Source organism: Pectobacterium carotovorum, from assembly GCF_900129615.1.
Lineage (GTDB): Bacteria > Pseudomonadota > Gammaproteobacteria > Enterobacterales > Enterobacteriaceae > Pectobacterium > Pectobacterium carotovorum.
The window spans coordinates 1-14491 of record NZ_FQWI01000010.1 but is presented as its reverse complement, the minus strand read 5'-3'; the positions used below and the strand labels follow the sequence as shown (position 1 = coordinate 14491).

The window sequence follows — 14491 nt, the reverse complement described above, 5'->3', positions numbered from 1 at the left end:
CATTTTGAACCTGGGCAGTGCTCGAAATCCTCACGTACTACGTGTACGCTCCGGTTTCTGCGCGCTGTCCGTGTCCAAACTGGCTGCACCAATAACGCCTACTGGGACAGACTCTAATTCCCTGGGTGGATGAGCTGAATGCCGTTGTTGGAAAAATAGCGTAAGTAGGATTCGCTCGGGGCGCAGTCGGAAATGACCGTATCAAACAGCGTCATCGGGCCGATACAGGCGCGTTTGATCTGACCGAATTTGCTGCTATCCGCCACCATAATAATTCGCTGCGCGGTCGCCATCGCGCGTTGCTTCATGCCCAGTTCAGCAAAGTTAAAGCAGGTGGCACCCGCAGTCAGTTCGATACCTGCCGCAGAGATAAAGGCTTTATTCGGGCAGATGTTGTCCAGCTCACTTCGCTGGTTGAGCGGGGTAAAAATCGCGTTATCTGGATGGTATTCCCCGCCGCACAAAATCACTCTGCACGCCTTTTTTTCCTGTAGCGCTAAAAACGTGTTCAGAGAATAACAAATCGCGGTAAAGGATAATTCATCAGGAATGGCATCGATGATGAAGGGAATCGTGGTGCCACAGTCGAAAAAAACGGTATCGTTTGCTTCCACCAGATAGGCAGCGGCGGTACCGATAGCCTGCTTCTCTCTTACGTGCTTGCTCTGCTGGTCGGAGACAAAATAATTCGTGACACCGTTATTCTTCAGGTCGCTAACAACGTAGCCGCCGAGCAGCATGACGCTGGTGGAATCTGCATTCAGATCGCGGCGCACGGTCATCTCGGACACGCCGAGTAGCTGTGCGGCGTCTTTAAGATGGAGTTTATCGGTTTTCTTTAATGCCTGAGCCAGTCTGCCGATTCGTTCGTCGCGCCGCGTTTCCATAAAATTCCCTGCTAGTAAGCTATTTTTGTTGTTAGTAGTTTCCTGCTGCGGCTGTTTCACCTGAAACGATAGCGACGCCTGAGCTAGTGCCGATACGCGTGGCACCTGCTTCAATCATACGCTGTGCCGTTTGGCGATCGCGAACCGCGCCGGATGCTTTGACACCCATCTCGCTGCCGACGGTGCTACGCATCAGTCGAACGTGTTCTTCACGTGCGCCACCCGTACTGAAACCGGTAGACGTTTTGACGAACGTGACATCCAACTGACGACACATCTCACACACCATGACAATCTGTTCGTCATCAAGCAGACAGGTTTCCAATATTACCTTCAACGGTATAGCGGCGCAAACCTCACGCACGGCCTGAATATCTGCTTTGACGGCGGCAATATTCCCGCTTTTCAGCCAGCCAACGTTAATCACCATATCGATTTCCTGAGCACCGACATCAATCGCCGCTTTCGCTTCAAAAGCCTTGCTGGATGTCAGGCCTGCACCAAGAGGGAAACCGATAACCGAGCATACCTGTACTTCAGTGCCTTTCAGCTTTTCGGCCACTAAAGGAACGTAACCTGAGTTAACACAGACGGCATAAAAACGGTGAGCGATCGCTTCATCGCACAGAGTGGCGATTTGCTGTTCGGTGGCATTGGCTGCCAACAGGGTGTGGTCGATATAGCGTGCGTAGTCAGTCATGGCAAATCCTTGGAGATGTATACCCGTCATACTTCAAGCTGCTTGTGCGTTGGCAGCCCTTACTTACCCCAGTCACTTACTTGTGTAAGCTCCTGGGGATTCGCGCGGTTGCCGCCTTCACGCAACTCGAATTATTTAGGGTATCGATTAGAAATCAGATAGCGTGATTATGACACTCAATAATTTTAATGTCACAAAAATAACAATAAAATTAAATTTTGTTATGTTAATAACAAAAAATGAAGTAAATGTGATACCGACGATAGGGAGAATGAAAAGGTGGAGGGGTTTGAATCGTATGAAACAGAAAAGAAAACGCCCATCGTTCTTGAACCTGAAAGGCGGGAACGATGGGCTCCTCAATAAGGGGAATCAAAGAAAAGCAGTGGCACTTATTCAGACTTTAGAGCAAAGAAAAAGTTCTGGCTTTTAAAAAATAATATGACGATTTTTTACATTTTTTCAGCCGGGCAGTTCAGGCCAGATAACCACGATAAGTGAGCCCGCTAAGGTGAGTAGCACGTTAGCGATGGCATAGGTACCTGCATAGCCGAGCGCAGGGATGTTACTGCGTGCCGTATCGCTGATAATTTCCATTGCGGGGGCGCAAGTTCGTGCCCCCATCATGGCACCAAACAACAGTGCACGGTTCATTTTCAGCACATACGCACCAAACAGAAAACAAATCACCACTGGCAGCAGACTAACAATCAGTCCTGAAGCTAGCATCTGGATACCGACTTCTCCCAGACTGCTGTTGATGGTGCTACCTGCACTCAGACCAACGCCCGCCATAAAAACCATCAGGCCGAATTCTTTGACCATGTTAAGTGCGCCTTGCGGAATATAGCCGAAGGTCGGGTGGTTGGCGCGCAGGAACCCCAGCATGATACCAGCGAACAGTAATCCAGCCGCGTTACCGATGCCAAAGGTGAAGTTACTGAACTGGATGGTGATCAGCCCGACCATCACGCCGATGACGAAAAAGGCGCAGAAGGCGAGCAGATCGGTGACCTGACTATGAATAGAAATGAACCCGATCCTATCCGCAATGCTTTTTACCCGTCTTGCATCACCGCTGACCTGCAAGACATCGCCTTTATTCAGGACGACGTTATCGTCAATCGGCATTTCAATCTGGCTGCGGACAATGCGGTTAAGAAAACAGCCGTGATCGGTCAGCTTCAATTGGCTCAGGCGTTTGCCGACGGCATTGTGGTTCTTGACGACGATCTCTTCCGTCACGATGCGCATGTCCAGCAAATCGCGGTCGAAAACTTCCTTGCCATCGCGGAAATTGGAATTCAGGCGGGAATGGGCATCAGGATAGCCGACCAGCGCGATCTCATCGCCGATTTGCAAGACGGCGTCACCATCAGGGTTGGCCAGAATTCCGTTGCGTCGGATGCGTTCGATGTAGCAGCCAGTTTGTCGATAGATCCCCAGCTCGCGCAAATTCTTGCCGTCCGCCCAATCAACCAGTTCCGGCCCGACGCGATAGGCGCGAATCACCGGTAGATAGACTTTTCTCTGGCTGTCCGGGTCTAATCCGCGCTCGCGTGCAATCTGTTGAGCGCTGGTGGGTAAATCCTGATGCTGGAGTTTGGGCAGGTAGCGTGCGCCAAAAATGAGGCTGACCAGACCGACCAGATACGTCAGCGCATAGCCCAGACTCAGGTGATCTTGCTCAATACCGAGCTGGTTACCCAAGCTGGCGGTATTGCGCAGCGTATCGCCAGCCCCGACCAGTACCGGCGTTGAGGTCATAGAGCCGGCCAGCATCCCCGCCGTCAGGCCAATTCCCCAACCAAAGAATTTGCCTAAGCCTAACGCCAGTAACATGGCGCTGCCGACCATCACCAGCGCCAGCATGAAATAATTCTTTCCGTCGCGGAAGAAAATAGAAAAGAAATTCGGCCCAGCTTCCACGCCCACGCAAAAAATAAATAACATAAAACCGAGGCTCAGCGCTTCGGTATTAATCGAAAAATGCTGTTGGCCGAGTAATAAAGAAACAACTAAAACTCCAATGGAATTACCGAGTTGTACTGGCCCGAGGCGCAATTTCCCCAGGCAGAGTCCTAATGAAAGAACCACGAATAAAAGTAGAATGTAATTCCCATTTAACAAATCAGCGACGTTTATATTCATGGAATGTAACTTGTTGTTTACCAGTAAGTTCTTGATGTTATTCATTATAGCGGCTAGATTTAGCCATGAAATGCATGAATTCCCGTGACGGTATCAATACGCGTCAGCTGAAAGGAATTAGCCTCGTTCAGTATAATTTATCCGATAAAAATTGTTCAGTGTAATTATTGTTTAATTTAATGATTGTGGTGCCGCTGTTGAAGAAATACGTTGGGTTATCGTCTTTTCCTGTGGACAGCCCGCGTGTCGAATAAATCGTAGCGAAGCCTCATGTTTTTCATATCGGGGAATAGATACACCAATCATTTTTACCATGCCGCATATTTTCGGTATCTGGTTGATGCAGGTTGGGAGGCATATTGAGTGGGGGCGATTTATGGCAAGAAATAAAGGCTGGGTCGGTGCGACCTGCTGTTTTTTATTGTTCACCGTCGTGTTTCTGAGTCAAAAGATTGAGGTGTCAGAGGTTGCGGTGAGTGATGGGCTACGCGGTAGTCCAGGAATGTTGCTTTTTCTGCTGCCTGGCATGGTGGCCTGTTTTCTTTCTGCGCGCGGTCGCCTGCTTTACCCGCTGTTTGGCGCGCTGGCGGCAATGCCCGTATGCTTGTTGGTGCTCCACTTGTGGAATACGCCGATGCGTTCTTTCTGGCAAGAACTGGCCTACGTAATGAGCGCGGTCTTTTGGTGCGTACTGGGAGCAATGGGCGTGCTGTGTTTGCGGAGTCTGTATCGACGCTATCTTCGTTGAGAGGGTTCTATTCTGAACCTATAAAAAAGCGCGGACGGTCTCCGCGCTTGTTTTGTCAGTTTGATGATCTACTGTTTTGTCAGCTTGATGATTATGACTGGAACAGGGCCAGGTGCTCTTTGGCATAGGCTTCAAAATCAGTGCAGCCGCCGATGTGTTTTTCATCCAGAAAAATCTGCGGTACGGTTTCAACCGGCTTTCCAACCGTCTTGGACAAATCTTCTTTCGAGATGCCTTCTGCGTGGATGTCTACATAGCGAAAGCTGAAGTCATCACGTTGCTCGGCCAGTTTCTCTGCCAGTTCTTTCGCACGTACACAATAAGGGCAAGCTGGGCGCCCGAAAATTACAGCGAACATGTAAACTCCTTTGTAAAATTAGAAAAATGTTCTCATTCTTGAAACGGATAGCGTGACGCCTATTACAGACAAGGTCACGGCTAAAAGTGTTACGGTCAATGAGGTTACTGCGAATCGCGCTACTATACCGAAATTTATCAATACTATGCCCGCATTCATTGATGAAAAAAAGTAGTCATTACCTGTTACAACGATTTGCTGAAGCTATTAGGTGGTGAGGTAATGCAGATTCCGCCTGAGCTACGATATAATCTCGTCATACTTCAAGCTGCCTATGAGATGTACTTTACCGACTGAAGGATGCCAGTGTGACACCAATGATTGATTTGCTACAGCGCCACCGTTCTATTCGCGCATTTACGTCTCAGGCCATAACGGATGAGCAACGCCACGCCATCATTACCTCCGCACAAAGTGCGTCCAGCTCCAGCTTTTTACAATGCAGCTCAATTATCCGTATTACCGATCCTGCCGTGCGGGAAACGCTCGTTCATTATACCGGTGAGCAAGGCTATGTGGCACAGGCGGCGGAATTTTGGGTCTTTTGTGCCGATTTCCATCGGCATGTGGCGATCTTCCCACAGGCAGAAACTGGGCTGGCGGAGCAATTGCTGATTGGCTGCGTCGATACCGCTATCATGGCGCAGAATGCGCTGGTTGCCGCCGAATCATTGGGATTGGGCGGGGTATTTATCGGCGGGATCCGCAATCGAATTGCTGACGTGACGCAGCTGTTGCAACTGCCAACGTTAGTTCTGCCGTTGTTTGGCCTGTGTCTGGGGCACCCGGACGCGGAACCCATGCTAAAACCGCGCATGCCAACCGCTATGCTGCTGCATGAAAATGTCTATCAGCCACTCAACCGCGATGTGCTGGCGCAATACGATCAGCAAATGGTGGAATATTATCTACAACGTACCGGTAGTCGTCGTGAAAGCTGGAGTGAGCACGTGGAACGGACGCTGAAAAAAGAGTTACGTCCCTTTATGCTGGACTACTTACATCAACAAGGATGGGCGATACGCTAGTATCCGTAGGATATTTATGAAGATAGCCATTCTGTCTCGTGATGGGGCGTTATATTCCTGCAAACGCCTGCGTGAAGCGGCTGAGGCGCGCAAGCACAGCATTGAGATTATTGACCCGCTTTCCTGCTACATGAATATCAATTCGGCGGCGCCGTCGGTGCATTACCGCGGGCGTCGGCTGGATAAATTTGATGCGGTTATTCCGCGTATCGGTTCACAGATCACGTTTTATGGTACGGCGGTATTGCGCCAGTTTGAAATGCTGGGCAGCTACCCGCTGAATAATTCTGTCGCCATCATTCGCGCCCGCGACAAACTGCATTCGCTGCAACTGCTTGCCCGCGAAGGAATTGATTTGCCTATCACCGGATTTGCTCACTCACCGGATGATACCGGCGATCTGATTGCGATGGTGGGCGGTGCGCCGCTGGTCGTAAAACTGGTGGAAGGTACACAGGGAATCGGTGTGGTATTGGCCGAGACGCGACAGGCGGCGGAAAGCGTGATTGATGCCTTTCGCGGGCTGAATGCGCACATCCTGGTGCAGGAATACGTGCATGAAGCGCAGGGTAAAGATATCCGCTGTTTTGTGATCGGCAACCGGGTTGTTGCAGCAATTGAGCGACAGGCGAAAGCGGGGGAATTCCGTTCAAACCTGCATCGCGGCGGGTCAGCGAATAAAGTGAAGATTACGGCGAAGGAGCGTGCGATCGCCATCAAGGCGACAAAAACGCTGGGGCTGAATGTTGCAGGCGTCGATATTTTGCGTGCCGATAGGGGGCCGCTGGTGATGGAAGTCAACGCCTCGCCGGGGCTGGAAGGGATTGAAACGACGACCGGACTCGATATTGCCGACATGATGATTGAGTTTATTGAGCAAAATACCCTGAGGCGCTTCGCAATATCGACAACAATAAGTAAAAGTTAGCTTTCTGAAACAGGGACCGCGCCGTAAAATACGGTGTTGCTTATTGGCGCATAGGCACCGGACAGCGGCGCTCTCCGGCGTGTCACCGTGCAGCGGAACGAGGAAAGCGGGTGGTGGGGCGCTTTTATCATGGCATCGTCGCGCAATATTCCGTAAGCTATGGGCCGTTTTTAACCGCGTTTCTGTTTTAAGGCGGCTTCTGTTTTAACATCGTTCCTGAGTGAGCGGTGCTCTCTTTTCACAACGCTGTCTTTACGGCGACAGGTATGAGGCAAATATGATGGATTCACTCATCGTCCCGGATTTGGCTATGCTACGGCGGTGGCTGGATCAACTGAATATTCTGTATTTCGAATGTGATTCCTGTCAGGCGCTCCATCTTCCTCATATGCAAAATTTTGATGGCGTGTTCGATGCGAAAGTTGATCTGGTAGATAACGTAATCCTGTTTTCCGCACTTGCCGAAGTGAAGCCCAGCGCGTTGATTCCTCTGGTCGGCGACCTGAGCCAAATCAATGCCAGTTCGTTGACCGTCAAGGCGTTTATCGACGTTCAGGACGATAACCTGCCGAAGCTGATCGTCTGCCAGTCATTCAGTGTGGCTGCCGGCATGACGCTGGAACAATTCAGACATTTCATGCAGCAGTCCGAAGAGCAGATCTCAATGGTGATTCTTGAGGCCAGTGCTAATAATCTGCTGTTTATCGGCGAGGAAGAAGAGGGCTCTGCTGCCAGAGTCACCACCTCACATCTGCATTGATACGGTTGCTGCCAACGGCAGCAATTGGTTTTACTTATTTTCCTTTCGGCGTCATTTATTCTGCTTATTTCGCATTATTGCCAGATATTTCACTTTGTTTGCCGCCAAACGCCTTCATCACATCGATAAAATGTGAATAAATAATCGTTAAAACCCATTTTTTACGTTCAAGTATGGTGCGCACGATGTTGTGGGGTTATGCTTTATTCCTGTAAGACACAGACAGCGAAATCAGGGCTATGTCTGTGTCTGAGCGAATAAAAATCGGTGCATACTCATTCACCGGTTGGATAGCGCGGCAGGACATATTTTGTATCGGAACGATACAGATTAACTCCCATGAATCACCCCTTGTATGGAGGAAGGAACGGATGTTCACCCAACGTAAAAAATGGCTATCGGGTGTTGTTACCGGCTTGCTGATGGCCGCGTCCGTCACCGCATCTGCGGAAGAGAAAACGCTGCATGTTTATAACTGGTCCGACTATATCGCACCGAACACGTTAGCCAATTTCCAGAAAGAAACCGGTATTAAGGTCGTCTATGACGTGTTTGACTCCAACGAAGTGTTGGAAGGCAAACTCATGGCGGGCAGCACGGGTTTTGATCTGGTCGTGCCTTCTGCTAGCTTCCTGGAGCGCCAGCTCTCTGCGGGAGTTTTTCAGCCATTAGACAAGAGCAAACTGCCGAATTACAAAAATCTGGATCCTGAGCTGATGAAGTTGATCGCACAGCACGATCCAGACAATAAATATGCCCTGCCTTACCTGTGGGCGACCACGGGCATCGGCTATAACGTTGAGAAAGTGAAAGCCGCGCTGGGTGCTGATGCACCGGTTAACAGCTGGGATTTGGTGCTGAAGCCAGAAAATCTGGAAAAGCTGAAAAGCTGTGGTGTCTCCTTCCTGGATGCACCGGAAGAGATCTTTGCAACCGTGCTGAACTATCAGGGTAAAGATCCGAACAGCACCAAGCCGGGTGATTACACCACCTCTGCGACCGATCTGCTGCTGAAACTGCGTCCGAACATTCGCTACTTCCATTCGTCGCAATACATTAACGATCTGGCAAACGGCGATATCTGCGTCGCGGTAGGCTGGGCGGGTGACATTTTGCAGGCAGGGAATCGTGCGAAAGAAGCGAAGAACGGCGTGAATATCCAGTACAGCATTCCAAAAGAAGGCGCGCTGGCATTCTTTGACGTTCTCGCCATTCCGAAAGATGCTAAAAATCTGGATGAAGCCTATGCGTTTCTGGATTACCTGATGAAGCCAGAAGTGATGGCTGAAATCAGTAACCACGTATATTACGCGAGCGGTAATCTGGCTTCCTTACCGTTGGTGAACGAAGAAATTCGTAATAACCCAGGCGTTTATCCGCCAGCGGATGTGCGTGCCAAACTGTTTACGCTCAAAGTGCAATCTCCTCAGATTGACCGTACGCGTACTCGCGCATGGACTAAGGTTAAAAGCGGCAAGTAGCCTCTTGGATCTGAATCGTTACCCACGCGCTTGACGGTTGCTGGTCTCAGCAACCTGAGAATGGATGGGTATAAAATGTGGCGAACAGGCGGCTAACCCGCCTGTTCGTTCTCTATATTGTGTCACACCGCTGAATGCAAAAGCCCTGAATGGCGGCATCCACGGTGTGACTTGTTCTGCTTTTGCCGGAGAGCAATGCGAAGTGAATGACGCGATCCCCCGCCCTCAATCAAAACCTCAAAAAGCGGCCACGCCGCTGCTGGAAGTGCGTAACCTGACGAAGTCTTTCGATGGTCAGGCCGCCGTCGATGATGTCAGTCTGACGATTTATAAAGGCGAAATTTTTGCTCTGCTGGGTGCCTCTGGCTGTGGGAAATCCACGCTGTTGCGCATGCTGGCAGGTTTTGAGCTTCCCACGCAGGGGCAGATTGTTCTGGATGGTCAGGATTTGTCATTGGTGCCGCCTTACCAGCGTCCCATTAATATGATGTTCCAGTCTTATGCGCTGTTCCCACATATGACGGTGGAAAAGAATATCGCGTTTGGTCTGAAGCAGGACAAGCTACCGCGCGCAGAAATTAAAGATCGTGTGGAAGAGATGTTATCGCTGGTGCACATGCAAGAGTTCGCCAATCGTAAACCGCATCAGCTTTCCGGCGGCCAGCGTCAGCGTGTTGCGTTGGCTCGTAGTCTGGCGAAGCGTCCCAAACTTCTGCTGCTGGACGAACCGATGGGGGCGCTGGACAAAAAATTGCGCGACCGCATGCAGCTTGAAGTCGTCGATATTCTGGAACGTGTGGGCGTGACCTGCGTGATGGTGACGCACGATCAGGAAGAAGCCATGACCATGGCGGGTCGTATTGCCATTATGAATCGCGGTAAATTCGTACAGATTGGCGAACCGGAAGAGATTTATGAACACCCGAACACGCGTTTCAGCGCGGAGTTCATCGGCTCAGTCAATATGTTTGAAGGGATCTTGCAGGAACGTCAGGACGATGCGCTGATCATTAAAAGCCCCGGACTGGTGCATCCGCTGAAGGTGGATTCGGATGTCTCGGTGGTCGATGGCGTTCCGGTCTACATCGCGTTGCGTCCTGAGAAAATCATGCTGTGCGAAGAGGTTCCGGCCGACGGTTGTAACTTCGCGGTAGGGGAAGTGGTGCATATCGCTTATCTGGGCGACTTGTCGATTTACCACGTCAGACTCAACAGCGGGCAAACTATCAGCGCGCAGTTACAAAATGCCTACCGCTATCGCAAAGGCACGCCGACCTGTGGAGATGAGGTCCGGCTGTGTTGGGATGCGGATAGCTGTGTGGTTCTGACGGTGTAGCGAGGAAGAAAACCATGACTTCATTTCCCGAACATAACACGGCGGAACCACCGGGCAAGGCTAGATTCTGGCTCCGTGTGTTGATGGCGCGCTGGCGTCAAAAACATGGGCGCAAGCTGGTCATCGCGCTGCCGTATCTGTGGCTGCTGCTGCTGTTTATGCTGCCGTTCCTGATCGTGTTCAAAATCAGTCTTGCAGAGATGGCGCGGGCGATCCCGCCTTATACCGATCTGGTTTCGTGGCTGGACGGCAAGTTGGATATTTCCCTGAACCTTGGGAACTACCTGCATTTATTGGACGATCCGCTGTATTTCGATGCCTATATGCAATCGCTTCAGGTTGCTGCCGTGTCGACGCTGTGCTGCTTGCTTATCGGCTATCCGCTAGCTTGGGCGGTGGCGCACAGTAAACCGTCAACGCGTAATATCCTGTTGTTGCTGGTGATTCTTCCATCGTGGACATCATTCCTGATTCGCGTCTACGCCTGGATGGGGATTCTGAAAAATAACGGAATCCTGAATAACTTTCTGCTGTGGCTGGGTGTGATCGATGAACCGCTGGTCATTCTGCACACCAATTTGGCGGTTTATATCGGCGTTGTGTATTCCTATCTGCCGTTTATGGTGTTGCCGATCTATACCGCGTTGATGCGTCTGGACTATTCGTTAGTGGAAGCGTCGTTGGATCTGGGCGCGCGACCGCTAAGAACCTTCTTCAGCGTGATCGTCCCCTTAACGAAAGGCGGAATTATTGCGGGCTCTATGCTGGTCTTCATCCCTGCGGTGGGGGAGTACGTGATTCCAGAACTGCTCGGCGGTCCGGACAGCATCATGATTGGCCGTATTCTGTGGCAGGAATTCTTCAATAACCGCGATTGGCCGGTGGCATCTGCCGTTGCCGTCGTCATGCTGTTGCTGTTGATTATGCCGATTATCTGGTTCCACAAACATCAGAGTAAAACTGCGGAGGGTGAAGCGTGAATAATTTACCTGTCGTTCGCTCACCGTGGCGTATTGTGATTTTGGTGCTGTGCTTTACGTTCCTCTATGCGCCGATGCTGATGCTGGTGATCTACTCGTTCAACAGTTCCAAGCTGGTGACCGTATGGGCTGGCTGGTCAGCACGTTGGTACGTCGAACTGTTCCACAATACGGCGATGATCAGCGCAGTGCTCCTGAGCCTGACGATTGCTGCCGCCTCGGCAACGATGGCCGTGATTCTTGGGACGATCGCCGCCGTGGTCATGGTGCGTTTTGGCCGTTTCCGTGGCTCCAATGGGTTTGCTTTTATGCTGACGGCACCGCTGGTCATGCCGGATGTGATTACCGGCCTGTCGCTGTTGTTGCTCTTTGTTGCATTAGGGCATGCCATTGGGTGGCCAGCAGAGCGAGGGATGTTCACTATCTGGCTGGCGCACGTCACGTTCTGTACCGCGTATGTCACCGTGGTGATCAGCGCTCGCATGCGTGAGCTTGATCGTTCGATTGAAGAAGCAGCGATGGATCTGGGGGCGAATCCGCTCAAGGTGTTCTTCATCATCACTGTGCCGATGATAGCTCCCGCGCTGCTTTCCGGCTGGCTGCTGGCGTTTACGCTGTCGCTGGACGATCTGGTTATCGCCAGCTTCGTAGCTGGGCCCGGCTCGACAACGTTACCAATGCTGGTGTTCTCCAGCGTCAGAATGGGCGTTAATCCACAAATTAACGCCTTGGCTTCCCTGATATTGTTAGTCGTTGGTATTATTGGGTTTATCGCCTGGTGGTTTATGGCGAGAGCAGAGAAGCAGCGCTATCGTGATATGCAAAAAGCGAGACGCGGCTGATTCGATTTCTCATCGTAATTTGTTAGCCTAGCGAAGATTTCCAGCAACGCCGCCAGAGTATGGGGGCGTTGCTGTTTTATATCAGTATCACGTTTTATATTGGCATCGGATTCTATATTGGTGCTGTATTTTTGGCGAGTAAATGCCACATGAAGGGAGAGCGTTGAAATTCTGTACACGAAGAAGGAAATGACACAACGCAAAGTTTATGCCCCGGTGCCAGTGATGGTGGCGGGGATTGCGATTATTGCCACCCGTTTTTTGGGGATTTTGCTGCTGGTGTGGGAGCTAGGGCTCAGCGATTTGAGCGGCTGGATTGGCAGCAACGCGGAAGCCTGGGATTCAACGCTGGTGTTACTGCTATCGCTGATTATCGTCGGCGTTGAAATTCGCTGTGGCTTTGCCGTTTTGGCCGGAGTGAACTGGGGGCGATGGGGTTATGTGGCCTGTCAGGCCGTCGTGGTGTGTTACCTGCTGCTAGCGTCACTCAGTGAACTTATGCCAGCGATATTTCATATCTCAGGAGAGAACAATGCTGCCGTGCTGCATCAGCTCCTGTTGCAAAAGATCCCGGATCTTCTGGTGATTGTTTTACTATTTTTGCCACGACGCAGTAAGCGTTTTTTTACGCGGCAGAAGTAGGCATTTCTCTCTTATGAGCTAATCTGGCTGCTGGCGTCACCATGAATCAGTAAAAGGTCGCAGGGTGACGCCGCCAGAGTGATATAATCCTCGCATTCCGTATTATTTTAATAGTTAGATTTTTATGCATTGTGCCCGCTACAGCACGGGAACCTGTCGTTCCTGCCAATGGTTGGAAAAAGCCTACCCGCAGCAATTGTCTGATAAGCAGCAGCATCTTGAAGGTTTGCTGCACCCTCACGCCGTGCAGCGCTGGTTGCCCGTGCAACCTTCTGCGCAGTCTGCATTTCGTAATAAAGCCAAAATGGTGGTAAGCGGCAGTGTGGAACGCCCGCTGCTGGGGATGCTGCATCGCGATGGAACGGCGGTGGATCTCTGCGATTGCCCGCTTTATCCGTCCAGCTTTGCGCCGGTTTTCGACGTGCTTAAAGTCTTCATCGCAAGGGCAGGGCTGACGCCTTATAACGTGGCTCGACGTCGCGGGGAACTGAAATACCTGCTGCTGACAGAAAGTAGGCAGCACGGTACGTTCATGCTGCGTTTTGTCTTGCGCTCAGAAACGAAGCTTGCGCAGTTGCGTGCCGCATTGCCGTGGCTACAGCAGCAATTACCTCAGCTTGAGGTGATATCCGCCAATATCCAGCCTGTACATCAGGCCATTATGGAAGGGAAAACGGAGATTATCCTGAGTGACGCTGCCGCGCTGGCTGAACAATTCAATCAGGTACCGCTGTATATTCGCCCGCAAAGCTTTTTCCAGACGAACCCACAGGTGGCAGCCGCGCTGTATGCGACAGCACGCGATTGGGTTGCAGAGTTGGATATTACTAGCATGTGGGATCTGTTTTGCGGGGTAGGGGGTTTTGGCCTGCACTGTGCTTCACCTGAGATGCGTCTGACGGGCATTGAAATCAGCGCTGAGGCGATAGCCTGCGCGCGTCGCTCTGCGGAACAGTTAGGGTTGAAGCAGGTGGAGTTTCAGGCGCTGGATTCAACGCAGTTCGCGACAGCTAAAGCGGAAATTCCCGATCTGGTGTTGGTCAATCCGCCGCGCCGAGGTATCGGCAGCGAACTGTGTGCCTACCTGAGCCGCATGGCACCAGACTATATTCTCTATTCCAGCTGTAACGCTGAAAGCATGGCGAAAGATATGACGGAATTGGCGAATTACCGTGCGCTGCGCGTACAGCTGTTCGATATGTTCCCGCATACGGCGCACTACGAAGTGCTGACGTTACTGAAGCGTGAGGATGGCTAAGGCAAAGTCAGGACATCTGAATGCTTTGTGGGATTTGCTATAAAAGGCGTAAAAAATTATGCATCGGTGGGCTTGACCGCCGAGTGAGCGGCATGGATGCCGCGAAAGTCAGTGCCGCGTCGGACAAAACGTCAACGAGGTTTTGAACAGCACTTGTGCTGGCCCGAAGGGCGAGCCCCATTTATGGGGCGAGTAAACGCGTCACTGGCGGCTCGATTAGCGGTCATGAACGCCGATGGGACCGCGCAGCGGCATAATTCACGCCTTCAAAGCCAGAGGTCAAGGAGCTGCGGCGGTTGAGTAACCGTGTTGCCAGTCAAGCACTTCAATCGGTTACGACGCCGTAATTTTTGTCATAGGGCTGTTGAGTATGAAGTACGCCATAGCATAGA

Annotated in this window: 14 protein-coding genes; 10 read left to right on the top strand and 4 right to left on the bottom strand. The window is 51.3% G+C overall.

The window, feature by feature from the left end; all coding sequences use genetic code 11:
- Positions 1 to 113: 113 nt before the first annotated feature.
- The 3 genes from deoR to BUB06_RS17885 all read right to left on the bottom strand — a co-directional run bounded on the left by deoR (position 114) and on the right by BUB06_RS17885 (position 3738).
- Positions 114 to 887, bottom strand: a complete 774-nt coding sequence (gene deoR, locus BUB06_RS17900) for a DNA-binding transcriptional repressor DeoR (RefSeq protein WP_039475681.1) — start codon at positions 885 to 887, stop codon at positions 114 to 116.
- Between the two features lie 31 nt (positions 888 to 918).
- Positions 919 to 1587 (bottom strand): deoxyribose-phosphate aldolase, encoded by a 669-nt coding sequence (deoC, locus tag BUB06_RS17895; protein WP_039475682.1) that lies wholly within the window; start codon positions 1585 to 1587, stop codon positions 919 to 921.
- 462 nt (positions 1588 to 2049) lie between these two features.
- Positions 2050 to 3738 (bottom strand): aspartate:alanine antiporter, encoded by a 1689-nt coding sequence (locus BUB06_RS17885; RefSeq protein WP_010306652.1) that lies wholly within the window; start codon positions 3736 to 3738, stop codon positions 2050 to 2052.
- A gap of 376 nt (positions 3739 to 4114) precedes the next feature.
- On the opposite strand from BUB06_RS17885, the gene BUB06_RS17880 reads away from it, so the two are divergent.
- Positions 4115 to 4486 carry an inner membrane protein YbjM gene (locus BUB06_RS17880; protein WP_010306649.1) on the top strand — a complete coding sequence of 124 codons (372 nt, stop codon included), beginning with the start codon at positions 4115 to 4117 and terminating at the stop codon, positions 4484 to 4486.
- Between the two features lie 91 nt (positions 4487 to 4577).
- Here BUB06_RS17880 and BUB06_RS17875 read toward each other — a convergent pair whose 3' ends face one another.
- Positions 4578 to 4844, bottom strand: a complete 267-nt coding sequence (locus tag BUB06_RS17875; RefSeq protein ID WP_010277298.1) for a GrxA family glutaredoxin — start codon at positions 4842 to 4844, stop codon at positions 4578 to 4580.
- Between the two features lie 308 nt (positions 4845 to 5152).
- Here BUB06_RS17875 and nfsA point away from each other — a divergent pair, with 308 nt between their 5' ends.
- From nfsA to rlmC, 9 genes are all read left to right on the top strand, one after another.
- Positions 5153 to 5872, top strand: coding sequence for an oxygen-insensitive NADPH nitroreductase (gene nfsA / locus BUB06_RS17870; RefSeq protein WP_039475687.1), 720 nt, complete (start codon positions 5153 to 5155; stop codon positions 5870 to 5872).
- A 16-nt stretch (positions 5873 to 5888) separates the two neighbouring features.
- On the top strand, positions 5889 to 6800 hold the full coding sequence (gene rimK, locus BUB06_RS17865; protein WP_039475690.1) for a 30S ribosomal protein S6--L-glutamate ligase: 912 nt from the start codon (positions 5889 to 5891) through the stop codon (positions 6798 to 6800).
- Between the two features lie 280 nt (positions 6801 to 7080).
- Positions 7081 to 7560 carry a type III secretion system chaperone family protein gene (locus BUB06_RS17860; RefSeq protein ID WP_010306638.1) on the top strand — a complete coding sequence of 160 codons (480 nt, stop codon included), beginning with the start codon at positions 7081 to 7083 and terminating at the stop codon, positions 7558 to 7560.
- 371 nt (positions 7561 to 7931) lie between these two features.
- On the top strand, positions 7932 to 9041 hold the full coding sequence (gene potF, locus BUB06_RS17855) for a spermidine/putrescine ABC transporter substrate-binding protein PotF (protein ID WP_010306634.1): 1110 nt from the start codon (positions 7932 to 7934) through the stop codon (positions 9039 to 9041).
- Between the two features lie 202 nt (positions 9042 to 9243).
- On the top strand, positions 9244 to 10377 hold the full coding sequence (gene potG / locus BUB06_RS17850; RefSeq protein ID WP_039475710.1) for a putrescine ABC transporter ATP-binding subunit PotG: 1134 nt from the start codon (positions 9244 to 9246) through the stop codon (positions 10375 to 10377).
- 14 nt (positions 10378 to 10391) lie between these two features.
- Complete coding sequence (gene potH, locus BUB06_RS17845; RefSeq protein ID WP_039475692.1) at positions 10392 to 11357, top strand: putrescine ABC transporter permease PotH; 966 nt, start codon at positions 10392 to 10394, stop codon at positions 11355 to 11357.
- Entirely contained in the window at positions 11354 to 12199 is an 846-nt protein-coding gene (gene potI / locus BUB06_RS17840) for a putrescine ABC transporter permease PotI (protein ID WP_010306623.1), read from the top strand. The genes potH and potI overlap by 4 nt, the downstream gene beginning before the upstream one ends.
- 189 nt (positions 12200 to 12388) lie before the next feature.
- The gene (locus tag BUB06_RS17835; RefSeq protein WP_039475695.1) at positions 12389 to 12841 is read left to right on the top strand and encodes a YbjO family protein; all 453 of its coding nucleotides are present in this window, start codon (positions 12389 to 12391) and stop codon (positions 12839 to 12841) included.
- A 124-nt stretch (positions 12842 to 12965) separates the two neighbouring features.
- On the top strand, positions 12966 to 14099 hold the full coding sequence (gene rlmC, locus BUB06_RS17830) for a 23S rRNA (uracil(747)-C(5))-methyltransferase RlmC (RefSeq protein WP_039475698.1): 1134 nt from the start codon (positions 12966 to 12968) through the stop codon (positions 14097 to 14099).
- The last annotated feature ends 392 nt before the right edge of the window (positions 14100 to 14491 follow it).

What these genes read in the sequence shown, in the direction of transcription:
- deoR (WP_039475681.1), bottom strand. Translation starts at nt 887, where the DNA reads ATGGAAACGCGGCGCGACGAACGAATCGGCAGACTGGCTCAGGCATTA.
- BUB06_RS17860 (WP_010306638.1), top strand. Translation starts at nt 7,081, where the DNA reads ATGGATTCACTCATCGTCCCGGATTTGGCTATGCTACGGCGGTGGCTG.
- potF (WP_010306634.1), top strand. Translation starts at nt 7,932, where the DNA reads ATGTTCACCCAACGTAAAAAATGGCTATCGGGTGTTGTTACCGGCTTG.
- BUB06_RS17880 (WP_010306649.1), top strand. Translation starts at nt 4,115, where the DNA reads ATGGCAAGAAATAAAGGCTGGGTCGGTGCGACCTGCTGTTTTTTATTG.
- BUB06_RS17885 (WP_010306652.1), bottom strand. Translation starts at nt 3,738, where the DNA reads ATGAATATAAACGTCGCTGATTTGTTAAATGGGAATTACATTCTACTT.
- rimK (WP_039475690.1), top strand. Translation starts at nt 5,889, where the DNA reads ATGAAGATAGCCATTCTGTCTCGTGATGGGGCGTTATATTCCTGCAAA.
- deoC (WP_039475682.1), bottom strand. Translation starts at nt 1,587, where the DNA reads ATGACTGACTACGCACGCTATATCGACCACACCCTGTTGGCAGCCAAT.
- BUB06_RS17875 (WP_010277298.1), bottom strand. Translation starts at nt 4,844, where the DNA reads ATGTTCGCTGTAATTTTCGGGCGCCCAGCTTGCCCTTATTGTGTACGT.
- BUB06_RS17835 (WP_039475695.1), top strand. Translation starts at nt 12,389, where the DNA reads ATGACACAACGCAAAGTTTATGCCCCGGTGCCAGTGATGGTGGCGGGG.
- rlmC (WP_039475698.1), top strand. Translation starts at nt 12,966, where the DNA reads ATGCATTGTGCCCGCTACAGCACGGGAACCTGTCGTTCCTGCCAATGG.
- potH (WP_039475692.1), top strand. Translation starts at nt 10,392, where the DNA reads ATGACTTCATTTCCCGAACATAACACGGCGGAACCACCGGGCAAGGCT.